21 protein-coding genes are annotated in these 23331 nt (G+C 58.3%); 13 read left to right on the top strand and 8 right to left on the bottom strand.

Annotated elements, in window-relative coordinates:
* The first annotated feature begins 16 nt into the window (after window positions 1-16).
* Both F9C28_RS13050 and F9C28_RS13045 read left to right on the top strand, forming a co-directional pair.
* Window positions 17-718 carry a transcriptional regulator gene (locus F9C28_RS13050; RefSeq protein WP_233149064.1) on the top strand — a complete coding sequence of 234 codons (702 nt, stop codon included), beginning with the start codon at window positions 17-19 and terminating at the stop codon, window positions 716-718.
* On the top strand, window positions 715-1203 hold the full coding sequence (locus tag F9C28_RS13045; protein WP_199015799.1) for a hypothetical protein: 489 nt from the start codon (window positions 715-717) through the stop codon (window positions 1201-1203). The genes F9C28_RS13050 and F9C28_RS13045 overlap by 4 nt, the downstream gene beginning before the upstream one ends.
* 49 nt (window positions 1204-1252) lie before the next feature.
* Here F9C28_RS13045 and F9C28_RS13040 read toward each other — a convergent pair whose 3' ends face one another.
* A complete protein-coding gene (locus F9C28_RS13040) occupies window positions 1253-1606 on the bottom strand; it encodes a hypothetical protein (RefSeq protein ID WP_199015798.1) in 354 nt (117 codons plus the stop codon).
* Window positions 1607-1943: 337 nt separating this feature from the next.
* On the opposite strand from F9C28_RS13040, the gene F9C28_RS13035 reads away from it, so the two are divergent.
* Complete coding sequence (locus F9C28_RS13035; RefSeq protein ID WP_456299968.1) at window positions 1944-2264, top strand: YnfA family protein; 321 nt, start codon at window positions 1944-1946, stop codon at window positions 2262-2264.
* 32 nt (window positions 2265-2296) lie between these two features.
* On the opposite strand, the gene F9C28_RS13030 is transcribed toward F9C28_RS13035, so the two are convergent.
* The 5 genes from F9C28_RS13030 to F9C28_RS13010 all read right to left on the bottom strand — a co-directional run bounded on the left by F9C28_RS13030 (window position 2297) and on the right by F9C28_RS13010 (window position 5984).
* The gene (locus F9C28_RS13030; RefSeq protein WP_199015796.1) at window positions 2297-3370 is read right to left on the bottom strand and encodes an NAD(P)H-dependent flavin oxidoreductase; all 1074 of its coding nucleotides are present in this window, start codon (window positions 3368-3370) and stop codon (window positions 2297-2299) included.
* Window positions 3371-3473: 103 nt separating this feature from the next.
* Window positions 3474-3869, bottom strand: a complete 396-nt coding sequence (locus F9C28_RS13025; RefSeq protein ID WP_199015795.1) for a carboxymuconolactone decarboxylase family protein — start codon at window positions 3867-3869, stop codon at window positions 3474-3476.
* Window positions 3805-4278 carry a MerR family transcriptional regulator gene (locus F9C28_RS13020; RefSeq protein ID WP_199015794.1) on the bottom strand — a complete coding sequence of 158 codons (474 nt, stop codon included), beginning with the start codon at window positions 4276-4278 and terminating at the stop codon, window positions 3805-3807. Before F9C28_RS13020 ends, F9C28_RS13025 begins: the two co-directional genes overlap by 65 nt.
* Before the next feature lie 33 nt (window positions 4279-4311).
* Window positions 4312-5157 (bottom strand): oxygenase MpaB family protein, encoded by an 846-nt coding sequence (locus tag F9C28_RS13015; RefSeq protein ID WP_408641524.1) that lies wholly within the window; start codon window positions 5155-5157, stop codon window positions 4312-4314.
* 140 nt (window positions 5158-5297) lie between these two features.
* Window positions 5298-5984: a TetR/AcrR family transcriptional regulator gene (locus tag F9C28_RS13010; protein ID WP_199015793.1), complete on the bottom strand. Its 687-nt coding sequence runs from the start codon at window positions 5982-5984 to the stop codon at window positions 5298-5300.
* A gap of 80 nt (window positions 5985-6064) precedes the next feature.
* On the opposite strand from F9C28_RS13010, the gene F9C28_RS13005 reads away from it, so the two are divergent.
* Window positions 6065-7573, top strand: a complete 1509-nt coding sequence (locus F9C28_RS13005; protein WP_199015792.1) for an MDR family MFS transporter — start codon at window positions 6065-6067, stop codon at window positions 7571-7573.
* A gap of 15 nt (window positions 7574-7588) precedes the next feature.
* Here the strand turns inward: F9C28_RS13005 and F9C28_RS13000 are convergent, their stop codons facing one another.
* Window positions 7589-8515, bottom strand: coding sequence for an EamA family transporter (locus F9C28_RS13000; protein WP_199015791.1), 927 nt, complete (start codon window positions 8513-8515; stop codon window positions 7589-7591).
* A gap of 221 nt (window positions 8516-8736) precedes the next feature.
* Here F9C28_RS13000 and F9C28_RS12995 point away from each other — a divergent pair, with 221 nt between their 5' ends.
* Window positions 8737-10092: an MFS transporter gene (locus F9C28_RS12995; RefSeq protein ID WP_199015790.1), complete on the top strand. Its 1356-nt coding sequence runs from the start codon at window positions 8737-8739 to the stop codon at window positions 10090-10092.
* Here the strand turns inward: F9C28_RS12995 and F9C28_RS12990 are convergent.
* Window positions 10089-10964 (bottom strand): LysR family transcriptional regulator, encoded by an 876-nt coding sequence (locus tag F9C28_RS12990; protein ID WP_199015789.1) that lies wholly within the window; start codon window positions 10962-10964, stop codon window positions 10089-10091. The two genes, F9C28_RS12995 and F9C28_RS12990, sit on opposite strands and share 4 nt — an antisense overlap.
* Before the next feature lie 1011 nt (window positions 10965-11975).
* Here F9C28_RS12990 and F9C28_RS12985 point away from each other — a divergent pair.
* Genes F9C28_RS12985 through F9C28_RS12950 form a run of 8 tightly spaced genes read left to right on the top strand, consistent with a single transcriptional unit; the run spans window position 11976 to window position 23320 of the window.
* The gene (locus tag F9C28_RS12985) at window positions 11976-12320 is read left to right on the top strand and encodes a cellulose biosynthesis protein BcsO (RefSeq protein WP_199015788.1); all 345 of its coding nucleotides are present in this window, start codon (window positions 11976-11978) and stop codon (window positions 12318-12320) included.
* 5 nt (window positions 12321-12325) lie between these two features.
* Window positions 12326-12598 carry a hypothetical protein gene (locus F9C28_RS12980; RefSeq protein ID WP_199015787.1) on the top strand — a complete coding sequence of 91 codons (273 nt, stop codon included), beginning with the start codon at window positions 12326-12328 and terminating at the stop codon, window positions 12596-12598.
* Window positions 12589-13392, top strand: coding sequence for a cellulose biosynthesis protein BcsQ (gene bcsQ / locus F9C28_RS12975; RefSeq protein ID WP_199015786.1), 804 nt, complete (start codon window positions 12589-12591; stop codon window positions 13390-13392). The genes F9C28_RS12980 and bcsQ overlap by 10 nt, the downstream gene beginning before the upstream one ends.
* 18 nt (window positions 13393-13410) lie before the next feature.
* Complete coding sequence (gene bcsA / locus F9C28_RS12970; RefSeq protein WP_199015785.1) at window positions 13411-15525, top strand: UDP-forming cellulose synthase catalytic subunit; 2115 nt, start codon at window positions 13411-13413, stop codon at window positions 15523-15525.
* Entirely contained in the window at window positions 15522-17936 is a 2415-nt protein-coding gene (gene bcsB, locus F9C28_RS12965; RefSeq protein WP_199015784.1) for a cellulose biosynthesis cyclic di-GMP-binding regulatory protein BcsB, read from the top strand. Before bcsA ends, bcsB begins: the two co-directional genes overlap by 4 nt.
* A gap of 9 nt (window positions 17937-17945) precedes the next feature.
* Entirely contained in the window at window positions 17946-21797 is a 3852-nt protein-coding gene (locus F9C28_RS12960) for a cellulose biosynthesis protein BcsC (protein WP_199015783.1), read from the top strand.
* 2 nt (window positions 21798-21799) lie between these two features.
* On the top strand, window positions 21800-22282 hold the full coding sequence (gene bcsD, locus F9C28_RS12955; RefSeq protein ID WP_199015782.1) for a cellulose biosynthesis protein BcsD: 483 nt from the start codon (window positions 21800-21802) through the stop codon (window positions 22280-22282).
* 27 nt (window positions 22283-22309) lie between these two features.
* Window positions 22310-23320, top strand: coding sequence for a glycosyl hydrolase family 8 (locus tag F9C28_RS12950; RefSeq protein ID WP_199015781.1), 1011 nt, complete (start codon window positions 22310-22312; stop codon window positions 23318-23320).
* Window positions 23321-23331 lie beyond the last annotated feature (11 nt).

The raw sequence follows: 23331 nt of genomic DNA, 5'->3' as shown, positions 1-23331 counted from the left end.
AATTAATGAAAGCATTATGTTTAGCCCGTTACAGCGGGTGTTATATGTTGTCAAGAAGGATAAGAAATACAGTATTCAGACGCCGGCGTGCCTGTGTCTGGTCTTTCTGTTGCGCCACCAGGGGAATGTCGTTACCCGAGAGCAATTAATTACTTTTGCCTGGGGGGAAGGGGCTATTACCTACGTAACGAATAATACGTTTTACCAGACCATTTCCCATTTACGCAAGGTGCTGGATGCAGTGGACTGTGGCAATATGGTGACCACTATTCCGCGGATTGGCTTAACTATCGGCCAGGAGCACAGCATTGAATTACAGCATGCTGATACCTCTGCCGGCGTAGCGCCACGCCCGCAGTCCGATCCCCCACCGCGTCGGCGGCGGGTAATAAAACCGATATATCTTATTATTCTGTGTGTTGTGCTATTTACTCTCCCGCTCAGTATTGGGGGAATAATGGCCAGCCGACATGATATTTTTGCCCATTGGCAGCTATTACCCGATCAGGGCTGTGAGGTTCGTTATCGCGGCAGCGATAACGCGGATAATATTTTACGCGAGATGCGTAATAACAATGTGAGTTGTGACAATAACAATGCTATTTTTGTCACGCTGAATGCGCGCATTATGCGGACCTCATTTTTAATTTGTCAGCGCTACACTCCCCAGCGCCAGTTGTGCCATGTGTTGCTGGTGAACAGGAGTAATGCAAAATGAAATATACCGTGCTGACCGTGTTATGTTGTTTACTCTCCCTGGTTATGGGAACGGCTATCTGGCGCTATTATGCTACTCAAAAGAATCCGTTACCCGTATATTGCAGCAGCGAAAGCCGTTTCGTTCAGGGAACGCTCTCAGTGAGTGCGCGTTATATTGTGCTATTTAATCACGGTAGCGGAATGTTTAGTATTAATGGTGTCGCCAGTGACGGTGCGCAGCAGCAAATGATTAGCCGCCAGGTGCATTTTATCTATCGCCACAGCGGGGAGGGGTTTACCCTGGAGAGTACCCAGATAGAACGGTTGCATGAAAATATACCGGAGTCACATCCAGTGACAGAACTATTACCGTCTTTTTTCTCCACCGGCGGACGCTTTCTGACCCTCGCCATGGATCGCGATCAATATGATAATCGACTATTAACCTTTGGTGATCTACCGGTCTTTTATTGTGTTCCACGTCGCGGAGTGGACAAAGAGTGAAGCATCTTATGGTATTGTGCCGCCTCCCGCGATGTGGGAGGCGATATAATTATTTACGGTGTGCCATCATGGTATGGGGTTGCGAGGTTACCGGCGTTTTTGGCTCTATTTTCGCCTGGCTATGGATATCACGGCAGAACCAGGAGTTATATTCATCAATCATTAAGCGGTGTTGTCGCTGGCGATCTGTGCTGTACATCCCCAGCTCATCCTTCGCCTCTTCTTCAATAAGATAAATATCTGCCATGATATGTGGGATATTTTCCCGAATACGGAAATTGCTTCTGGCCTGTGCATTACCTAATTCTGAGATGGCCAGCCCGCACTTTATTGTTTGTTTCTCGATGTCTGTATTATCACAGCACGTCAGAAAAAAACATAAACTCAGCAGAAGATGTTTCATTATGTTTTTTAGTATCTTATGGTTATGTTTCCGTTGTCGTTGACAAAACATTACACTGAAAGTGAATTGCTGAACATTTTTATGCTGATTATTGAAGTACCGATCACAAAAAATAAGGCAACTGTTGTAGAAGTACGCAATATATATTTTTGTTGATGATAGTACTGCGCGAAATTTATTACATAGTGGAAAATAAAATATAACATTTATATTATTTGTCCCATGGTAATAGGATAAAATATTGCCGTTGATATGGTATTGTTGCGTGATAAACCACAAAACACCGCCCTGGGTGGGTGTCCGGGCGTGCCGTTAGCGCGAGTGTAAATTGATGAATATTGTGAATGTGACCCTGCTATTTGGGTTGACGGCAGTGGCGGGGATCCTCGGCTGTTATCTGACCTGGCTGGTGGTAAAAATGGAAAAATCACCCTGGTTGTTGCTGCCTTCCGTACTGAGCCTGGCGGTATTTGCCTGGTTGTTGACTTTGCACCCGTCCGCCGCCGGGCGTATTTATGCAGCCTACGGCGGCGCCTATATTTGCGTGGCGCTGGCCTGGCTGCGGCTGGTTGATGGCGTGGGGCTGACTCGCTGGGATCTGCTGGGCGGTGCCGTGGCGCTGAGTGGTATGGCGATAATCATGTTCCAGCCCCGCTAACCGGGACTGGATCCCAGGGGATAGCCCTGGTATCAGGCGCGCTGACGGGCTTGTTGTAGCTCTGCCATCAATTGGCCGATGAGCTGCGCCGCCGGATATTCCCGGGCGAGAAATGCCCGCTGCCCGGCCCACTGGGCGGCAAACTCATGGTCACCGGCACGGCAGGCCAGGGCATGAAGTTGTTTTGCCGCATCATAGGCGAGCGGGTAGTCCGCCGGGCGCGGTGCATCAGGTATTTCCCCCCAGTCCATCATCCGGTTGACCATCCCTCTGGCCGGTCGCCCGGAAAAGACACGGGTCAGCCGGGTGTGGTGCGCCCGGGGGCTTTGTAAGTTTGCCCGCCAGCTGGCGGTGGTGGCCGCTTCCGGGCAGAGTAAAAACGCACTGCCCAGTTGTGTGGCTACCGCCCCGGCGCTGAGTAGCCGGTGGATATCATCACCGTTCATGATCCCGCCTGCGGCAATCACCGGCAGGGATGTCTGGCTGACCAGTTGATGAACCAGCGCCAGGGTGGTGAGCTGTTCATCGGGCGCGTCCGGGGCAAAAATCCCCCGGTGCCCCCCGGCCTCAATCCCCTGGGCTACTACTGCGTCTATGCCTGACCGTTCGGCGAGCTGCGCCTCTGCCAGGGATGTTACCGTGGCGAGGGTGTAGATCCCGGCGTCCTGCAGGGCGAGAAGTTGCGCCACGGGAGGCAAACCGAAATGAAAGCTCACCACCGCCGGGCGGGTTTCCAGCAGGACGGCGAACTGGGCCGGATCGGACAGAAAGCTGGGATAGATCTCCGCCAGCTGCGCCGGTGGCGCGGCGCCATATTCCTCAAACAGCGGCGCCAGGCAGGCAAGCCAGGCGGCTTCTTGTTCGGGGTGGCGGCGGGCGGGGGCATGGCAAAAGACATTAACGTTAAATGGCCGACGGGTCAGCCCTTGGGTGGCGAGGATCATCTCCCGGGCCTGGTCGGGCGTGCTGGCACCGATGCCCAGCGAGCCAAGCGCCCCGGCCTCAGAGACGCCAGCCGCCAGCGCCGGTGTTGATACCCCCGCCATAGGGGCCTGAATAATGGGCAGGATCCCCAGTCGGTCGATCAGTGAATAGGGCACAGTCATGGTGTCTCCCTGGGAGATACAGATAGTCAGTAAGGGTCATGCGCCGGGTATTTTCCCGGCGGCACGGCATTAACCATAACCCAAGCCCCGCAGAATGCCAGCGCTATCCGGGCATCATCGGTTGCGCCGGGGGCTGGTGGAACACCTCCCGGGCGGCGGCTAACCCGTTCAGGGCCGCGGGGAACCCGGCGTACACCGCCATCTGCATGATGATTTCGACAATCTGCTGGCGGCTGACACCCACATTGAGGGCCGCCTGAATATGTACCCGTAGTTGAGGGGCGGCGTTACCCATGGCGGTAAGCGCGGCGACCACGGCCATCTCCCGGTGTTGCAGATCCAGGCCCGGGCGGGAATAGATATCGCCGAAAGGAAACTCCACCAGGTACTGGGCGAAATCCGGGGCGATGTCCGCCAGGCTAGCAACGACGTGCTCACCGGCTTCGCCGTCGATTTCCCGTAGTTTTGCCATTCCCCGTTGATAACGTGTGCTGTTCATCCTGTTCTCCAGAGTGTCCGGGGCCCGGCAGGCCAGCAGGCTGTGCCTGCTCAAGTTCCCGGTAATAGATGATTTTATCCCCCAGAACAGCAGCAGCCTGCTGTAAAGTGGCTATCTGAGCATTTACCTGCGCCAGATGTTGTTCCAGCATCTGGCGACGGTGACGGGCGGTGTGATCGCCGGCAGCCCGCAGCCGGGCAAACGCCTGCATCTGGCTAATAGGCATCTGGGTGGCGCGCAGGCGCAGTAAAAAATGCAGCCAGCGTAAATCCGCCGCGCTATAGCAACGGTGCCCGGCAGGCGTCCGGCTTACCGGGCCGATAAGCCCGATACGCTCGTAATAACGTAACGTATGGGCTGTGAGGCCGGTACGGGTTGCCATTTCGTCGATAGTCAGTGTGGTGCTCATGGGGATATCCTGGCAGTTTGAGTGCGCTCGAAGTCAAGGGGAAATGTTATCTCCGGCGTTCACCGGGGGGCGCATTCGGCGCATAGCGCAGTGGTAGGCGCCATGACGTACTGAGCGGCGGATGATAGCCGCCAGAGTATGGACCCCGGCCCGCACCATCCGGCGCTGGAACGGGTGCTGGTAGAGCCCGAGCATAGTACTGGCCCATTCAGGGAGCAGGTCAACACCGGCGCGCATCATGATGGCGGCGGCAGGCCGGGCAAGGCGGGAGGGGGCCGGGGCGCTGAACAGTACCTGGGCAACCTCCCGGGTGCGTTCGTCACAGCGTAGTTGCGGGCGCATCTGGTGCAAGTAATCGGCAATATCCGCGCAGGAGGTCGGTACATTGCGGGCCCCTAGCGCCAGCGCCACCCGGGCCGCTTCCCGATAGTACTGGTCTTGCCCGGCTACCGAGACCACCCGCCGCCGGTAGCGCAAATGGGACGCCATAAAGCTACTGCACTCCGCCACATGGACCCAGGTCAGTAAATCGGGATCGCTGGCGGCATAGGGGGCGCCGGTGTTGTCGGTGCCGGTGATATGTTGATGAATGGCGTTTACCCGCGCCACCAGTTGTTCCGGCACCCCGGCAGGGCCAAAGGTGGTGGCGGAAATAAACTGGCTGGTACGCCGCAGGCGGCCATAAATATCCTCCCGAAACCGCGAATGGTCCCAAACCCCGGCCAGGGCCAGCGGATGCAGCATTTGCAGCAGCAGGGCGCTGATCCCACCACATAACATGGCGCTAAAATCACCGTGTACTTGCCAGATGGCCGAGTCCGGCCCATACCAGCCAGGGTCCCCGGCGGGCTGTTCGAAATCAATCTCGTTGAGCGCCATACCGGTGAGGTTAAGCACATTGCGCTCGATAATTGTGCGTATTGTTTCCAGGATGTTGTCCACCCGTGTGACCAGCAGGTAACGCTAATGTAACACGCGCGGTGAGAGGAGGGCGGGCAACCGGTGCTGCCCGCGTTATGTCAGGGCGTTGACCGGGACGGCGGTTGGGCAAACATCCCGCTATCCAGCAGGCTCAGGGCGTGATCAACCACCTGGTCCTGGGTGAGGGCGGGAAATGCAGACCCGCGGGGCGCCTGGCTTATCCGGGTGAGCGGGATCAGAATCAGACTTAGCAGCGTAGGCATAATCAGTTCCGGCACCAGCGCCGGATTGACTTTACCTTCCTGCTGCCAGCGGCGTACGGCCAGCATTGCCGGGGACTGGGTGACATCACCGACCCGGGCGCACATATGCTGGCGTAATAATTGGGCCCCGCCCTCGATATTTTGCAACCACAAGCGGGGGAACCACGGGTGTTTATCCGCCAGGTGCGCCAGGGTTTTCACCATCTGGTGTAAGGCACTGTGCGGGTCATCCGGGTGGTTGATAAAAATGTCGGCCAACTGGCGGCGTAGCGGCATAAAGCGCTGTTCGACAATCTCATCCAGCAGTTGCTCCCGGGAGTGAAAGTAGTAATGCAACATTGCCGGGGTCACCCCTGCGGCTTTGGCAATGGCGTTGAGCGAGGTTTCCGCCACGTCCTGATGGGAGAAGATCTCCAGGGCGGTATCGATCAACCGCTCCCGGGTTTCTGCACTGGCGACAGCCCCTTTGGGCCGACCCGGGCGACGAGATTTTTCTGGATTTTGGCTGTTTTGGGCTGACATGTTCTGTTGATCCATTGACTATGCTGATGGCTGCATTAATATTAATTATATAGTTAATTAATTTCAAGCGAGCTTATCTTATGGTTTCTGTACGTTCAGGTAACGCACGGGATACTGATGGTGCGGTTGTATCCGTACGCCTGCTGTTTAGTGCACTGCTGCTGGTGATGCTGCTCTCTGCCCTGGACCAGACCATCGTTTCCACGGCGCTCCCCACCATTGTGGGTGAACTGGGTGGGCTTGATAAGCTCTCCTGGGTGGTGACGGCCTATATTCTCTCCTCCACGATTGTGGTGCCACTGTATGGCAAGTTTGGTGATCTCTTTGGCCGTAAACCGGTACTGCAAGTCTCCATTCTGCTGTTTTTAGCGGGGTCTGCCCTCTGTGGCCTGGCCCAGAATATGACCCAACTGGTGCTGATGCGCGCCCTCCAGGGGCTGGGTGGCGGCGGGCTGATGGTTATCAGTATGGCCGCCGTGGCCGATGTGATCCCCCCGGCAGAACGCGGCCGCTATCAGGGGCTGTTCGGCGGGGTGTTTGGTCTGGCAACGGTAATTGGGCCATTAATCGGCGGTTTTATAGTCCAGCATATGTCCTGGCGCTGGATCTTTTATATCAACCTGCCGCTGGGGATGTTTGCTCTGTTGGTTATCGGTACCGTGTTTACCACGACCGGCCAGCGTACCCGTCATCAGATTGATATTCTCGGGGCGTTTTACCTCAGCCTGGCGCTGCTGTGCATCATCTTGTTTACCAGTCAGGGGGGCACCGTGATGGCGTGGTCCGATCCACAACTGTGGTGCATTCTGGCGTTTGGTATTGTCGGTATTATCGGTTTTGTTTATGAAGAGCAGCGGGCCTTTGAGCCGATTATTCCCCTGGCCCTGTTCCGGGATCGCAGTTTTCTGTTGTGTAGCATGATAGGTTTTATTATCGGTATGTCGCTGTTTGGCTCGGTGACCTTTTTGCCGCTCTACTTGCAGGTGGTGAAATTGGCCACCCCGACCCAGGCCGGTTTGCAGCTTATTCCGCTGATGGGCGGGCTGCTGCTGACGTCTATTATCAGTGGCGCGATCATCAGCCGCACCGGGAAGTATCGGGTATTCCCGATTCTGGGGACCCTGCTGGCGGTGCTGGGGATGTTTTTGCTGACCACCATCACCACCGCCTCGCCTACCTGGCATTTATATCTGTTTACTGCATGCCTGGGGATGGGGCTGGGCCTGGTAATGCAGGTGCTGGTACTGGTGGTGCAGAATACCGTCTCTGCCAATCTTACCGGGGTCGCCACCTCCGGGGTGACCCTGTTCCGTTCCATTGGCGGGTCTATCGGGGTGGCGCTGTTTGGGGCGGTATTCACCCACGTGCTGCAAAATCGCTTACAGGCGCTGATCCCCGATGGTGCCACCCTGCCGCAGGGCATGAACCCGGTGGCTATTCACCATTTGCCTGCCGGGCTGCTGGATGATTACCTCCAGGCGTTCGGGGCGGCTATCCATGCGGCCTTCCAGATGGCGGCGGTGTTAATGGTTGGGGCGTTCTTACTCTCCTGGCTGTTACGTGAAGCCCCGCTGAAAAAACACCTCTGATCCGCGTTGTGGTGCTTATTTCCCGGCGGCATTTTTCCGGTTGCCGTGGTGCAACCGGCCACGGCCTTCCAGCGCAATCAGCACCACCGAGCCGACAATACATAACGTACCCAGCCAGTCCGGAACGGTGAAACTGACCCCCAGCAATACCACGGACAGCAGGGCACTGCTTAGCGGTTCGGCACAACTCAAAATACTGGCTTTCTGGCCGCCAATCAGTTGGGCACCTTTCAGATACAGGGTGAAATTGACCGCAGTACCAATCACTATCAGGTAGAGAAAGGCGAATAAATTGCCGCCGTTGGGGGCGATATGCTGGCTTCCCTGCAGGGCAAAAGGCGCCAGCATCAGCCCGGCCAGCAGCATACTCCAGCCGACAATCGACAAGGTGCCATAGCGGGCAATCAGGGGGGAGGGATAAGTGGTGTAGAAGGCAGCAGCAATGGCGGAGGCTATCCCCCACACCAGGGCCGTCACCGAAATAGACAGCGCATTCAGCGCCCCGTGGGTGACCAGCAGAAAGGTCCCGATCAGCGACACCGCCACGGCGCTGGCGACCCGTATACCGGGAAGCTGTTTACGCCTCAGGGCGAACCACACCACGATGAGGGTGGGGGAGAGGAATTGCAATACCGTGGCGGTGGCGGCATTGGTATGCGCGATGGTGGCGAGGAATGTCAGCTGGACCGCCAGAGCGCCAAACAGTGAGAATGCCGCCAGGCGCAGGGTATCCCGGCGGTGGCTAAAAATGTGCCACAGCTTCTCCCCCTGAAAGAAGGCCAGGGCGAGGATAATCACCCCGGAGAACAGCAGGCGCAACATGGTTAACCAGCCAGCAGAGACCTGGTTATTTTCCATAATGTACTGGGCGCACACCCCGGAGCTTCCCCACAGAATGGCGGCCAGCAATACGCAGATAATCCCTTTTCTGGATGGGAGCATATTTTATGATTCTCGTGCAGCAGTAACCGGCAGGATGTGCGCGGGCATGAACAAGCAGCCTATGTTATAGAGCATCCCCCCGCTAACAGACAACCCCCACGCCCGCTGGCGCTATACCTTTCCGGTATCGCGCCTATGCGCCTAAGGTATTGGTTTTTCAACCCGCGCTCACCTATAAGTGTCGCTATCTGTCAGGTTTACTTAGGATGCGGGATCACGTTATGGCACAACTGAGTCGTCATACTTTCCAGTCGATTATTGATAGCCGCTTTTCCGGTTATCAGTGTCTGGTTATCGGATTATGTTTTCTGGTGGCGCTGTTTGACGGGTTCGATACCCAGGCCGTGGCGTTTACCGGCCCGGCCATTATTGATGCCTTCCGGGCCGATGTTGCCCAACTGGCACCGGTGATGACCGCAGGGATAGCCGGGATGACCGTGGGCGCCATGGTTATGGGGATGCTGGGGGACCGTCTCGGGCGGCGTAACACCTTATTATTGTGTGTGGCTATCTTTGCCTGCGCCACGTTATTGACCGCGTTTGCCCCGGGTCTGGGCACCTTATTTACCTTACGGGTGATTGCCGGGTTTGGTATGGGCGGGGCGACCCCGGTACTATTGGCCCTGGCGGCGGAGTACGCCCCCCATAAATACCGGGGCCTGGTGACCACCGGCGTGCTGCTGGCGTTACCGGCCGGAGCCATGTCCGGTGGTTTGCTGGCGGCCTGGGTACTGCCGATGTGGGGCTGGCAGAGCATTTACCTGATTGGCGGTCTCTGCCCGTTAGTGCTGCTGGTGGTGATGGTCTTCGCCTTGCCGGATTCGCTGGAATATCTCAGCACCCGTCCTGGGGCGAAAAACCAGGCGCGTATGGCGCGGATTCTGCGCTATATCGCCCCTGGACAAACCGTTACCCCCCGGGCAACCGCTGCGGGGCAAGTGCCGGTGACGGCGGTGAAATCCCGGCTGGGGGATCTGTTTACCCCGGCGCTGAAACGCACGACGTTCGGGGTCTGGAGTGTCTATTTCTTTAACTGGGTGGCGTGGTTTATGTTGCTCTCCTGGCTGCCGACCCTGCTTAAGCAGTCAGGGCTTAACCCGGCTGACGCTCCGCTGGCGTCGGTAACGGTCAATGCCGCCTTTATTTTATTCGCCTTGCCGCTGTCGTGGTTTCTCCCCCGGGTGAACACCCTGACTATCCTTGGCATCATGTTTGCTACCGGAGTGGTGGTGGCCGCCGGGCTGAGTATCACCGTATCGGGCCAGCAATGGTGGCTGGTGTTCACCCTGGTTGCGCTGGCCGGGTTTGGTATCGGCGGGCAACAACTGGCCCTGAACTATCTGGTGGTAGCCACTTATCCGGCCCGGGTACGGGCCACGGCCATGGGCTGGGCCATCGGCATTGGCCGGCTGGGGGCGATATTCGGCTCTGCCATTGGCGGGGTTATCCTCAGCCAGTTTGGGGCGGCGGGCTTCTTCGCCCTGCTGGTGGTGCCGTTATTGCTCTCCAGCCTGAGCGTGTTATTGATCCGTAAGCGCTATCGCCGGGAAGCGGCTGTAACCGTTGCCGGTCACTAACGGTTCGGTGGATATTGCCGGGTAAGTAAGGCTATACAGCGGTGCAGGGCAGGGCTGTCGTCCCCTTTGCGGTGGCTTAAAATAATGGGTGAGGTGGCGGCGGCATCGGTGATTTTGCGGTAATGCAGCCCGGTGCGCTGGATTTGCCGGGCGGCGGCAGGCACCAGCGTCACCCCTAACCCGGCGGCGGCCATACCAAGGGCGGTTTGCATATCGCTGGCCCAGTGGATGTCACCCGGCTGTAAGTTGTGCTGGCGGAATAGCCCCAGCACATGATCGGCATAGCCCGGACGAGGCTGGGCCGGGTAGAGAATTTGCGGCCACTGGCTTAACGCCGCAAGGGTGGTTGCCCGGCGCGGCTGGGGGGCCGGAAGGGCGGCGATCAGTGGCTCCAGCACAATAACCTGCTGTTCAATCTCCGGGTCGGTAAGGGAAATCCGGCCGAGGCCAATATCGATCTGGCCCGTTTTGAGGGCGTTAATCTGGGCGACGGTGACCATTTCCTGCATGGCGACCCGGGTATTGCCATCGCTATGCAGGGCGCGAATCACATCCGGCAACTCGCCAAACAGGACCGACGGCGCAAAACCAATGGTCAGGGATGTCTGGCGGTGCCCGGCGATATTGCGCGTTTCAGCGATCAGGTTTTCTAATTGCGCAAAGAGCGGATCCAGGTGCTGATACAGATGTTGCCCGGCCTCGGTGAGGGCCAGTGGACGGGTACGCTGGATGAGTTTTACCGCCAGCAGCGCTTCCAGTTGCTGGATTTGGCGGCTTAGCGGGGGCTGGGCAATATGCAGATTTTCTGCCGCCCGGGAAAAACTCAGGGTGCGGCCCAGCTCCCGAAAATAACGCAAATGGCGCAGCTCCATAGATCCTCACACCGGGGAAACGATGGGCTAACTGTAGAGGAGTGCGCAAGGGAGATCAAAAAAATGCCGCACAGCGGAGAGACTGGCGGCAAAGGCATTTACGCTTACATCAGGGTAATGGAACCATATAACCACCTTAATGGTAATGTTATGTCAGGAGGGGTTAATATTACTCAAATCTGTCCTTGCAACTCCCCGCCAGTGTTATTAATTACCCGGCTCTGTAAATCAGTCTGTGTCTGGCCATCAAGCGGCAGATGGGCGATTGCCCGGGTTAACCCACGGCACTCTGGCCTGGTAAAGCAGTGTGGTAAAAATAAATATCATCTGGCCACGTTTGTCTCACTTCACCTGACAATATTCCTGGGATTATTTTGATAATTGTGACGAGTGCAATAGACCCCCTGTTATTAATGTGGGTTATGCCGGGAAATAATATTTCTTCATTATATTATGCGGCAACCTTGTGGGGCTTGTGACGACCAGTACCTGCCCGCGCATTAGCGATCAATCGCGTTCTCTACTGGTTATCCAACCGGTGTTTTCTCCATAGCCGCTGCAGTTGTTAAAACCAACATAAACCAGTGGGATAGCATAATAAATGTATGATTTTTTGTTATGAAAAAGACAGTGTTATTTCGAGCTATTTTCTGATGGCTATATTGTGGTTATATGGCCGGGAGTGTTAGATTTTTAGCGTTCTCGTCCTGCTACCGGGGCGACGCTGTTGCCAGCAATTGCTTGCCAGGAACTATTTTAATCAGCGGGCGACTGGCAGCCTGAGCAACATAATCCTATAGTTGTCAGCAATATAGTAAAAATAAGTGGGCACCTGCCCATAATAAGAGCTGTCAGTGCTTATTGTCATGCCACTGATCGGGAACTGTCGCTATCTGGAAAATAACGTGCCGGTGAATATATCGTGGGCGCTATGTCTGCGCCTGAGCAGGCTGGAATATCAATCGGGCCCGTGTTTTGCCAACAGTAATTTATCCGCTATGGAGTGCTTTTATGAGCAGTAGCTACGATGATCTGCAGCGTTTCAGGGATAAAACACAGACCAATGCGATCCCTTTTCAGGAAATCGCCACGCCGAAGGCCCGTTCCACCAGGAGCGACTGGAATATGATTAACCAGGTGCTCGCCGGGGAACAGGAGAGCTCGCCTTTTCCCGCCACGGTGAATACCAGCCGGGCAACCCCGCAAACCGTGGCGCCGGGGATGTTTACCCTCGCCAGCGCCCCGGCGGTTGCGCCAGCGCCGGTTGCTGCCCGGGAGGAACCCCGCACACCGGACCAGCCCAGCGGCGTGGCCCCGGAGGGGGGGGACCCGCAGCGGCGCCTCCGGCGTTACTGAAAGCCATGGCGGATATTCCCGCGTCAGCCCAGCCCGCAGAGCCCGTCAGGCCCGCGGCCCCGGCCAGCGCTGGCGATGCCGGGCAAATAACAGCGGCGCACCGTCTTGCTACTGAGGCCGCCCGCCCGCAGGCACCGCAAGCCACCTCCGGCGGGAAGCCGCCGGTGACCGATTATAGTGCTATGTTTGCCCCCGCAGCGGCCCCCGCCAGTGATCGTGCCGCCGTGCGGGCGTTGCCGTTACAGTCCGTGCTGGAAAGGATAGCGTCATGCCGTTAATTTGTGTCTGTTCACCCAAAGGCGGAGTGGGGAAAACCACCCTGGTGGCTAACCTGGCGTATTGCCTGGCCCGGGGGGGCAGTAAAGTGCTGGCCATTGATTTTGATGTACAAAATGCGCTGCGGCTTCATTTTGGTGTCCCGCTCACCGACGGGCGGGGGTATGTGGCCAACGCCACCGAATCCGCAGACTGGAGCCAGTCCGTGATGTCGGCAGGGGGCAACCTGTTTGTGCTGCCCTATGGTGATGCTACCCCCCAGCAGCAGGCTGATTTTGACGCCCGGATGACCAGCGACAGCCATTTTCTCAGCCGGGGGCTGGGGACCTTGCTCAATTACCCGGGGCTGATTGTGCTGGCGGATTTCCCGCCGGGGCCCGGGGCAGCGCTCAGTGCCGTGTCGCGTATGGCTGATATGCACCTGGTGACCTTCCTGGCGGATACCGCCTCGCTCACCCTGTTGCCGCGGGTGGAGAACGGTGCGCTGTTTGGCGGTGCCGATATCAGCGGTTCCGATATCCGCTATGTCCTGAACCAGACCAATAACCGGCGGCGGATCAGCCGGGAGGTGGCGGACGTCATGGCCCGGCGTCTGGACCATCGTCTGATTGGCAGTATCCATTACGACGAAAGCGTGGTGGAGGCCAATGCGTCTCAGCAAGCGGTTTTTGATTTCAGCCCCGCCTCCGCGGCGGCCTTTGATATTGAACTGCTCAGTAAAAAAGTGACCAGTTTGCTGGGTATTACTGTGGGTGATGGGGCGGTTCATCACAGCCCTGGCGCTACGGGTTTCTGATACGGACGGAATGCAGCTATGAAAAAGACCTTGTTCTGGCTATTACTGCTGGTAATGGCACCCATTGCTGTACTTATCATCACTACCCCGATGGACAGCCAAAAGCAGTATATCTTCGCGCTGATCAGTATTTTGTGTTTAGTGTTACTGAACTTCAGTAAAACGCGCGCGGTGTCGGTAGTGTTGATCCTGATTTCTGCGCTGATGTCCACCCGCTATATTTATTTCCGCGCCACCCAGACGCTGTATTTTAATTCAGAGATTGAGGCGATTCTCGGCACCGGGTTGTTCCTGGCGGAACTTTACACCTGGGTAATGTTGCTGCTGAGTTATTTTCAGGGGTTATTTCCCCTTGAACGTAAAATTGATCCTCTGCCGGAAGATCAGCGGCTGTGGCCAACTGTCGATATTTATGTGCCGACCTATAACGAAAGCCTCGATGTGGTGCGCGATACCGTGCTGGCGGCCCAGTGTATTGATTACCCCCAGGACAAATTAAAAATCTATTTACTGGACGACGGCAAACGCAGTGAATTTGCGGTATTTGCCGCCGATGTCGGGGTCGGTTATATCACCCGTACTAATAATGCCCACGCCAAAGCAGGCAACCTGAACCACGCGATGGAATTAACCCAGGGAGAGTTAATTTGCGTGTTTGACTGTGACCACGTGGCCACCCGGGTCTTTCTCCAGGCCACGGTGGGGGCATTTCTGAAAGATTCCCGGCTGGCGCTGTTACAGACGCCGCACTATTTCTATTCCCCGGACCCTTTTGAACGCAACCTGACCCGGGGGCGCAGTATCCCTAATGAAGGGGCGCTATTTTATGGCCCGATCCAGAAGGGCAACGACAACTGGAATGCCACGTTTTTCTGCGGATCCTGTGCGGTGATCCGCCGCAGCGCATTGCAGCAGATTGGCGGTTTTGCCGTGGAAACAGTCACCGAAGACGCCCATACCGCCCTGAAATTGCAGCGCCTGGGATGGCGCACCGCGTATCTGGGGATCCCGCTGGCGGCGGGGCTGGCTACTGAGCGCGTAGTGCTGCACGTTATTCAGCGTAACCGCTGGGCGCGCGGGATGACGCAAATTTTCCGGGTCGATAATCCGCTGTGGGGCCGGGGGCTGACCTTTCCCCAGCGGCTGTGCTACCTCAGCGCGATGCTCTATTTCCAGTTTGCCCTGCCGCGCATCGTCTTTCTCACCGCCCCGCTGGCGTACCTGCTGTTTAACCTCAATATCATTCATTCATCCGCCAGCCTGGTATTTGCCTATGCGCTGCCGCATCTGCTGATGTCGATTATTGTCGGCTCACGGTTAAATGGCCGCTACCGCTACAGCTTCTGGGGAGAGATTTACGACCTGTTACTGGCGTTCCACCTTGCCCTGCCGACCATGGTGACCATGCTGTTTCCCAAGCGCGGTAAATTCAATGTCACCGACAAGGGCGGCCTGCTCAACGCCGGGTATTTCGACTTCGCCATCGTGCGCCCGCATATTATTGTCGCCAGCCTGCTATTGATAGCCATTATCAGCGGCATTGTGCGGGCGGTGGGCCATGACTACTTTGCGGTGGACCCGGGGGTTATCGCGCTTAACGTCGGCTGGGCCATGTACTGTCTGTTTTTCCTGCTGGGGGCGATTGCCGTTGCCCGGGAAACGCGACAGGTGCGCAAAACCATCCGTATTGATGTCGAGCTTCCGGTGATTATCCACTATGCCAGCGGTATTGCGTCCCGCAGCGTTACCCGGGATCTCTCGATGGGGGGCTGCCGGATCACGCTGCCGGATAACCGCCACCTGACCGATGAGATAGAAGAGATAGAACTGGAGCTGAGCTCTGGGGCGATTTGTCTCCCGGTGACTATGGTGGGGGCCAGTGAGGACGATATCCGGCTGATGTTTGCCGAGTTACCACTGCCGCTGCGCCGGGAACTGGTGCGGGTGGTCCTGTCCCGGGCCGATGCCTGGATCCAGCCTGTCCGGGCCCAGGATAATCCGCTGGTCTCTTTCTTTACCATCGGCCGCTGCATTATTGATGTATTTGTCCGTTCCTGGCGGGAGTGGCGCGCCGCCGCCCGCGCGCGTCACGCCACACCCCCCCGTAAAGATGACGAGGAAAAAGCAGTATGAGACGGATCCTGCCACTGCTGCTTGTGTTTATTATCGGTGCGGCTGTACCGCTGTATGCGGCGGACCCACTACCGGCCCCCGATAAGCCCCCGGAGACGGCGGCAGATAACAGCGCCGCCGCCCCGGCGTTCCCGGCACCACCGCCCGCCCCGGACGCGCCGCCGGCAACTGACGCCGGGCCAGAGAGCACCGCTACGGTGCCAGAGACCGACACCAGTACACCTGCTCTGGCGCCGCTGTCCGGGGCGAACAGCCTGACACCCGAGGTGGCCAGTAAGATAACCCTCGCCCAGATGGGGATGCCCCAGGGGATGGTGCTGCGCGGTGGCCAGCTTCAGTCCGGGGTCAGTTTTTCTGTGCCGGGCGATGTGGTTATCACCCACGCCCAGCTCTCGCTTAACTTGAGTGTCTCCCCGGCCCTGGCGGCGCGGGGTGCCAGTCTGTTATTGATGATGAACGGCCAGCCGCTGGGCACCGTGCCCCTGGGAAGCGCCCAGAGCAATAATGCGCACTTTCAGCTTGATATCCCCGGGCCGATGGTGGTTTCAAACAACAATCTCAGCGTGACCATTAATGACGGTGATGCGCTGCTGTGCCTGCGGGATCTGACCGATAAATATCAGGTGACGGTACTGCCGGACTCCAGTGTTGAGCTGGCCGGGCAACAACTGAATATCAGTGCCGATCTGAGCCATTTCCCGCGGCCGTTTTTCGACAGCCAGCAGATGGCGGACACCCGGCTGACCTTTGCCTTCCCGGCAGCTATCTCCCCGGCGCAGGTGAACAGCGCGGCGCTGGTGGCCTCCTGGCTGGGGATGCAGGCCGGTTACCGGGGGATCCGGTTTGATGCGCTGACCAACACCCTGCCGGAACATCACGGGATACTGATTGGCGCACCCGGCCAGCAAATTGGCGGTATCACGCTACCGCAGACCCAGGGGCCACTGCTGCAAATTATTGATAACCCGGCTAACCCGGCCTGGAAACTGCTGCTGATTGTTGCCCGGGATGACGCCGGGCTGCGGGCTGCGGCGTGGCGGCTGACCCGGGGCCAGTTCCCGCTGCAAACCGGGCAAGTGGCGGTGGGCCCGCAGGCTATTCCGCGCAGTACGCCTTATGACGCCCCGCGCTGGATTGATACCACCAAACCGGTGCGGCTGGCGGATCTGGTGCGCGGGGATCAATCGATGACCGCCGCCGGGATCTGGCACGAGCCGCTGAATGTCTCATTCCGGGCGGCCCCGGATCTGTTCCTCTGGGACGGGAAAACTATCCCGCTACAGGTGAATTATCGCTTCCCGTCCGAAAGCTGGATCGACGAAGAGAAATCCTGGCTGAATATCGTGTTTAACGGTGCGTTCCTGCGCAATTTACCGGTTAATAAAATCGGTATCCTGGAGAAGATCTGGCACAAGCTGGGGGGCGATGCTCGCCAGGAGAGCGCCCAGATCCCCCTCCAGCCCTATATGATTTATGGGGATAACCAGCTGTCGCTCTATTTTAATATTGTGCCCAAGGCGGACGCACCCTGTAGCGTGCTGCTGAATAACAACATTAAAAGCCAGATCAAAGACGACTCCTGGATAGACCTGAGCCACACCCGGCACTTCACGCTGTTGCCGAACCTTTCCTACTTTGTCGGGGCGGCGTTCCCGTTCTCCCGGCTGGCGGATTACTCCGGGGCGCTGATGCTATTACCCCCCCGGCCATCCCCGGCGGAAATCAGCACACTGCTCGACCTGGCCGCCCGCTCGGGTAATGCCACCGGCACGGTGCTGGCGAACAGCAATGTACTGTTCGGGATCCCGGAAGGGGGGGCGAACAGCCTGCTGGTCAATGACCGCGATATTCTCGTGGTCTCCAGTATGGCCCAGCAGGCGTTTAACCAGCGCATGCTGGCGGGCTCGCCTTTTGTCAGCGATAACCAGTCCCTGGGAGTGCGTGAGGTGACCCTGGGTCAGACGCTGCGGCGCTGGGCCATGGGGGAGTGGAATGTCTCCACCGTTGATGCGGATCGCTACTTTTCGTCTAACAGTGACTGGCGAGGTTTTATCAGTTTTGCCTCCCCCTGGGGCAACGGCAAAACCGTGGTGATGGCCACCGGCAGTGATAATGCGCAGCTCTCCCGGCTGACGCAAGACCTGGACAATATCCGCATCAATGCGGCTATCCGCGGTGATGCGGCAATCATTACCGATGAAAACGGCGTGCGCAGCTTCCGGGTCGGGCCGCAATACCCCAGCGGGCAGATGCCCTGGTACATGATGGTGGTCTGGTATGCCAACCAGCACTCCGCCACGCTGGCGATTGTCGCCTGCCTGATGTGTCTGGTGGTGGGGCTGGGTTTTTGCAGCTACCTGCGCCGCCGGGTTCGTCGGCGTCTTGATCCCGAATCAAAAGAAAAAGAATAAGGTGGGGCCATGATAAATAATAAAACCGCCAGGTTACTGCCCGCTGTCTGTGCGTCCGGGATCTTGACCCTCAGCCTGGCTGCGGGAAATGCGCTGGCGGCAGACAATAATCCGGCCTTTACGGCGCTGTTTGAGCAAGCGCGCTACTGGCATGAAAAGTCCCATAATGATCTGGCTGGCGAAGCACTGAAAAAGGTGCTGCTGGTGGATGCTAATAATAACGAGGCTCTCTATCTGATGGCGCTGTGGGCCCAGCAGTCCGGGGATCTGACCGGGGCGGCCCAGTGGCGGGATCGGCTGGCGAAAGCCAACCCGCAGGCACCGCAATTGCAGGCCCTGAGCAATGCCAGCCAGGTGGCGCAAATTCCGAAATCCCGGCTTAGTCTCGCCCGGCAACAGGCCCGCAGTGGCAACATTAACGCGGCGCTGGAGACCTGGCAGTCGCTGTTTAACGGCGGCACGCCCCCGCCGGGACTGGCGCCGGAGTATTACCTCACCATGGCCGGTGACACTGCCCGTTATGATCAGGCATTAAGCGGCTTACGCCAGGCGGTGGCCCAGAACCCGCAGGACAATGCGGCCCGGGTGGCGCTGGGGAAAGTGCTGACCTACCGCGAAGGTACCCGCCGGGAGGGGATCGGGCTGCTGGAGCAGATGGCCTCCGGCAACCAGGAAGCCGATACCGCGCTACGCCAGGCGCTGCTGTGGTTCTCACCACAGACCCAGGATGAACCCAGCTACACCAACTGGATGCAGCGTCACCCCAAAGATACCGCGGTACTGGCCCGCTACCGGCAGAGTGCGGAAGGCGCCGCTATGCAGTCGGGGTTCAGCGAGCTGAACAGCGGGGATTTGGCCACCGCGAAGGCCCGCTTTGAGCAGGTATTACAAAGTAACCCCAATGACCCCGATGCCCTGGCCGGTATGGGCTATATTGCCCAGCGCCAGGGGGATTACGCCGGGGCCGCGCAATACTTACAGCGCTCTGCCAGCCAGGGGGGCGAGCAGTCTGCCAGCCGCCAGAACCAGGCGGCGGATGCGGATTTTTATGGCAAACTATCCCAGGCCCAGCAGGCGTATAAACAGGGCAATATTAGCCAGGCGCTGGCCCTGAGTGCGCCGCTGGCGGGCCAGACCGGCGAGCGCGGCAATGCGGCAAAACTGTTCCGGGCGGATGTCCTGCGCCATAACAAAGATTACCCCCAGGCAGAGCAAACCCTGCGCGCACTGCTCCAGGATTCACCGGATAACGCCGCGGCGAAAGAAAACCTCTACTATGTGCTGCGGGAGCAGAACAAAACCGACCAGGCCCAGAGCGTGCTGCGGACGTTATCGCCCGCGCTTCAGGCCCGGTTACAGCCCCGTGCCGGGGGCGGATCTCCGGGGGACCCTCTCCGCCGCCAGGCCCAGCAGGCTGCGGATCGCGGCGATACTGAACAGGCTATTGCGCTCTTGCGCCAGGGGGTCAACCGGGTGCCAGGGGATCCGTGGCTGCGGCTGGATCTGGCCCGTCAGCTGGATAAAAACGGCAACCGCGCTGAGGCGACCTCGGTTATTGAACCGCTCTACCGGCCGGGCGCCGGGGCCAGCTCGCTGTATGCGGCGGCGTTATTCCTCAGCGATCGCGGGGCCTGGCAACAGGCCGGCGCGGTGCTGGCGCGTATTCCGCCCGCCAGCCGTAACCGGGATATGAACAGCCTCGCCCGGCGGATCACGTTTAACGGCCAAATGGCTACGGCGGAAAGTTATCTGGCAACCGGGAATATCAACGCGGCGCGTAATACGCTGCGGGCGATGGGGGACAGTAACCCGGATAGCCCGGCGGATGCCGGTAAACTGGCGCAGTTGCTGGCCAAGTCTGGGGATCTGAGCGGGGCGGTTGCGGTGGTACAGCGCAATATGGCCCGGGGGGTCCAGGGCAATGCCGGGGATTATGCCGATCAGATAGCGGTACTTAACCAGGCGGGGATGAATGCCCAGGCCAGCCAGTGGCTGGCAAATCCTGAATTGCAGGCCCGCAGTACCCCAACCCAGCTGGCGGGGCTACAAAATGGCTATGTGATTAATGAGGCCGACCGGCTGCGTGAGTCCGGCAATTATGCCGCCGCGTATGACCGGCTGATCCGCGCCATGCAGCAGGACCCGCAAAATACCGATCTGATGTTCGCTATGGCCCGGCTCTACCAGTCCGGCAAGATGAACAAAGAAGCCGGGGTGGTGTATGACTACCTGATGACCCGGGACACCCCCACCCAGGATGCCCGGGCCGGGGCCATTGATGTGGCGCTGGCGGCCGATAATGTTGAGCGGGCCCGCCAGCTGGCGGCCGGGTTGCGCGATACCAGTACCCCACAGCGCAAAATATTGCTGGCCCGCATTGAAGAGGCGGACGGTAATCATCAGCAGGCACTGGCGCTGTTGCGTAGCGCCCGTGGCCAGGTGCTGGGCTTACAGTCTGCCAGCGTTGGCAGCGGCCCCGGCAGTACACCGGTTATTGGCGGTATGGTGCTGGCGGACAACCCGTTCAGCACCACGTCCACCACCAGCCGGACGACCCCGAGTGCTTCTGTTTATGGCATATCGATGCCCTGGCAGGTGGATCAACAATCCAGGGACCCGCAAACCGCGCCGCCGGGCACCGTACGGCCGGATATTCCGGTGGAAACCGCCCAGAGCAGTCAGTTGCGCCAGATTGACCAGATGATCCAGCAACTGGATGAGAAAACCGCCAGTTGGGTGCGCAGCGACATGTCGGTACGGGGCCGGGACGGGGAAAACGGCCTGAGCAAACTTACCGAAGGGCGGGTACCGCTCCAGTGGTCAACGGTGCCCTTTGGTGATGCGCGGCTTGAGCTGAACGTCACCCCGGTCACCCTCAGCGCCGGTAGCCCGTCCGGGGATGCCAGCCGGCGGTTCGGCACCGGGGCGATTATGCAGGGGCAAAATACCGCCGCCCTTGGGCACTCCACCTATGCGAACGACCAACTGGAAGATGCGCCCTCCCAGGGCTCGCAGAATGAGTCCGGTGTGGAGGTCGGGGCCACCCTGCGCGGGGACAGTTATAAACTGGATATCGGTACTACCCCGCTGGGGCCGGATCTCAGCAGTGTGGTGGGCGGGGTCCAGTGGTCACCGCAGTTAACCGACTATGTGAAGCTGATTTTCACTGGTGAACGTCGGGCGGTGACCGACAGCCTGCTCAGCTACGTGGGGGCGTTTGATAAGTTTACCGGTAAGCACTGGGGCCAGGTGACCCGTAATGGGGGCAGCGTTCAGCTCAGTTACGATGACGGCGATGCGGGCTTTTATCTGGGGGGCGGCGGCTGGAGCTATATTGGTGACAATATCCAGAGCAACAGCAGCGTCACCGGGTCCGCGGGGTTCTACCTGCGGCCGCTGCGTTCAGATGATCGGGAGCTGAAAACCGGGATTAGCCTCAGCTATATGGATTTCTCGAAAAATCTTAGCAACTTCAGTTATGGCCACGGGGGCTATTTCAGCCCGCAAAACTATGTCAGCGTCTCTTTCCCGGTGGACTACAGCCAGACCTTCTCGAACTGGAAAATGTCCGTGGGCGGCGCGCTGGGCTACCAGTCCTACAGCCAGGATTCGGCCCCGTACTTCCCGGGGAATTCATCGTTGCAGTCCCAGCTGGAGGATTATGTCAATGCCGGGCAAGCTAAAGAGGCGTGGTACGACGGTAAAAGCGAGAACGGCACCGGCTATAACCTGCACGCTAACGTCGATTACAACGTGAATAAAGATCTGATGGTCGGCGGCAAAGTGACCTATGACACCTTTGGGGATTACAACGAGAGTGCTGCCCAGGTTTATTTCCGCTATATGTTCGGGGATCGTTAATAATGACAACAGACGCACTGCACGGGACCTTATTGCGCTATTACCAACAGCAGCAGACGCCAGAGGGCTGGTTTGATTTGCTGACCATTATGGTCGACGGGATGATAGGCAATGTTGGCGAGCAGGAATGCCGGCCGTTTTTACAGGACATGGGCTGCCAGATGGCGTCCCGCTATCCGCTACCGGCCTGCGAAACGGTGGGGGATCTGGAGGATGCCATTAACCGCCTGCTGGCCCATTTTAACTGGGGCACCATTGAAATTGACCTGGCCGGGCAGGGGATGTTACTGCGCCACCGGGGGTTACCGGTGGCCCGGGCGCAGCAGGACTCCCATGAACAGCACCGCTGGTGTAATGCCTTCAGCGCCATCCTTGAGGGGATGTACGGGGCGTGGCTGACAACCCTGCGCGCGGCACCACACGTGCGATTACGACGGGACCATATCTACGGGGTTTCCGATATCCAGTTTCGTTACCAGGGGTAACGCTATTGATCACTGAAGGAGAGCCAGATGCTGCCACGGGCTTTATTGTTACTGACACTGTTGATGACGGCGTTATTCAGCCCTGTCTCCTGGGGCGAGACCGTTGACTGGCCGCACTTTAAAGTGCGTTTTCTGATGCCGGATGGCCGCATTGTGGACAGCGGTAATCATAATATCAGCCATACCGAAGGCCAGGGGTTCGGGATGCTGTTTGCCCTCCAGGCGAATGATAAGCCGGCGTTTGATGCCATCTGGAACTGGACCCGTGACAATCTGCGTAACCCACAAAATGGTCTGTTTTACTGGCAGTTTAACCCGGTGGCCAGTGACCCGGTGGCGGATAAAAACAACGCCACCGACGGTGATACGCTGATTGCCTGGGCGCTGATGCAGGCGGCGGATAAATGGCGGGAGCCGGGTTACCAGCAGGCCTCTGACGCTATCCAGGCCGCGCTGATCAAATCCATGGTGATCAACTATGCGGGTTATACGGTGATGCTACCCGGCGAAAAAGGGTTTAAGCGGCAAAACGGTATTGTGCTCAACCCGTCTTATTTTGTCCTGCCCGCCTGGCAGGATTTTGCCCGGCATACCCACCTGGCGGTATGGCAAAAACTGATTGCCGATAGCCAGCGCCTGCTGGCAAAGATGCAGTTCGGATCGCCGCATTTACCCAGTGACTGGGTCTACCTGTCTGCGCAAGGGAATACCTCACCGGCAAAAGCCTGGCCTGCCCGGTCCAGCTATGATGCCATCCGCGTGCCGCTCTACCTGTGGTGGGCCGATCCCGCCAATAGCAACCTGGCGGTCTGGCACCAGTGGTGGTCACAAACCGACCGGGAACACACCCCGGCCTGGGTTGATGTCAGCAATAATCAGCGCGCGCCTTATATGATGGCGGGTGGCCTGCTGGCGGTGCGTGATCTGGTGATGGAGGATGCCAGCCTTAGCGGCGATGTGGCGGTGACAGCGGGGGATGATTACTATTCTGCCAGCCTGAAACTGCTGGTGGCTATCGCCCGCAATGCCCATCACTAGCCTGGTAGCAC

It is taken from the genome of Shimwellia pseudoproteus, assembly GCF_016415625.1.
Lineage (GTDB): Bacteria > Pseudomonadota > Gammaproteobacteria > Enterobacterales > Enterobacteriaceae > Shimwellia > Shimwellia pseudoproteus.
This window is presented reverse-complemented; position numbering and strand designations above follow the sequence as displayed.

What these genes read in the sequence shown, in the direction of transcription:
- F9C28_RS13050 (WP_233149064.1), top strand. Translation starts at nt 17, where the DNA reads ATGTTTAGCCCGTTACAGCGGGTGTTATATGTTGTCAAGAAGGATAAG.
- F9C28_RS13045 (WP_199015799.1), top strand. Translation starts at nt 715, where the DNA reads ATGAAATATACCGTGCTGACCGTGTTATGTTGTTTACTCTCCCTGGTT.
- F9C28_RS13040 (WP_199015798.1), bottom strand. Translation starts at nt 1,606, where the DNA reads ATGAAACATCTTCTGCTGAGTTTATGTTTTTTTCTGACGTGCTGTGAT.
- F9C28_RS13030 (WP_199015796.1), bottom strand. Translation starts at nt 3,370, where the DNA reads ATGACTGTGCCCTATTCACTGATCGACCGACTGGGGATCCTGCCCATT.
- F9C28_RS13025 (WP_199015795.1), bottom strand. Translation starts at nt 3,869, where the DNA reads ATGAACAGCACACGTTATCAACGGGGAATGGCAAAACTACGGGAAATC.
- F9C28_RS13020 (WP_199015794.1), bottom strand. Translation starts at nt 4,278, where the DNA reads ATGAGCACCACACTGACTATCGACGAAATGGCAACCCGTACCGGCCTC.
- F9C28_RS13015 (WP_408641524.1), bottom strand. Translation starts at nt 5,157, where the DNA reads ATGGCGCTCAACGAGATTGATTTCGAACAGCCCGCCGGGGACCCTGGC.
- F9C28_RS13010 (WP_199015793.1), bottom strand. Translation starts at nt 5,984, where the DNA reads ATGTCAGCCCAAAACAGCCAAAATCCAGAAAAATCTCGTCGCCCGGGT.
- F9C28_RS13005 (WP_199015792.1), top strand. Translation starts at nt 6,065, where the DNA reads ATGGTTTCTGTACGTTCAGGTAACGCACGGGATACTGATGGTGCGGTT.
- F9C28_RS13000 (WP_199015791.1), bottom strand. Translation starts at nt 8,515, where the DNA reads ATGCTCCCATCCAGAAAAGGGATTATCTGCGTATTGCTGGCCGCCATT.
- F9C28_RS12995 (WP_199015790.1), top strand. Translation starts at nt 8,737, where the DNA reads ATGGCACAACTGAGTCGTCATACTTTCCAGTCGATTATTGATAGCCGC.
- F9C28_RS12990 (WP_199015789.1), bottom strand. Translation starts at nt 10,964, where the DNA reads ATGGAGCTGCGCCATTTGCGTTATTTTCGGGAGCTGGGCCGCACCCTG.
- F9C28_RS12985 (WP_199015788.1), top strand. Translation starts at nt 11,976, where the DNA reads ATGAGCAGTAGCTACGATGATCTGCAGCGTTTCAGGGATAAAACACAG.
- F9C28_RS12980 (WP_199015787.1), top strand. Translation starts at nt 12,326, where the DNA reads ATGGCGGATATTCCCGCGTCAGCCCAGCCCGCAGAGCCCGTCAGGCCC.
- bcsQ (WP_199015786.1), top strand. Translation starts at nt 12,589, where the DNA reads ATGCCGTTAATTTGTGTCTGTTCACCCAAAGGCGGAGTGGGGAAAACC.
- bcsA (WP_199015785.1), top strand. Translation starts at nt 13,411, where the DNA reads ATGAAAAAGACCTTGTTCTGGCTATTACTGCTGGTAATGGCACCCATT.
- bcsB (WP_199015784.1), top strand. Translation starts at nt 15,522, where the DNA reads ATGAGACGGATCCTGCCACTGCTGCTTGTGTTTATTATCGGTGCGGCT.
- F9C28_RS12960 (WP_199015783.1), top strand. Translation starts at nt 17,946, where the DNA reads ATGATAAATAATAAAACCGCCAGGTTACTGCCCGCTGTCTGTGCGTCC.
- bcsD (WP_199015782.1), top strand. Translation starts at nt 21,800, where the DNA reads ATGACAACAGACGCACTGCACGGGACCTTATTGCGCTATTACCAACAG.
- F9C28_RS12950 (WP_199015781.1), top strand. Translation starts at nt 22,310, where the DNA reads ATGCTGCCACGGGCTTTATTGTTACTGACACTGTTGATGACGGCGTTA.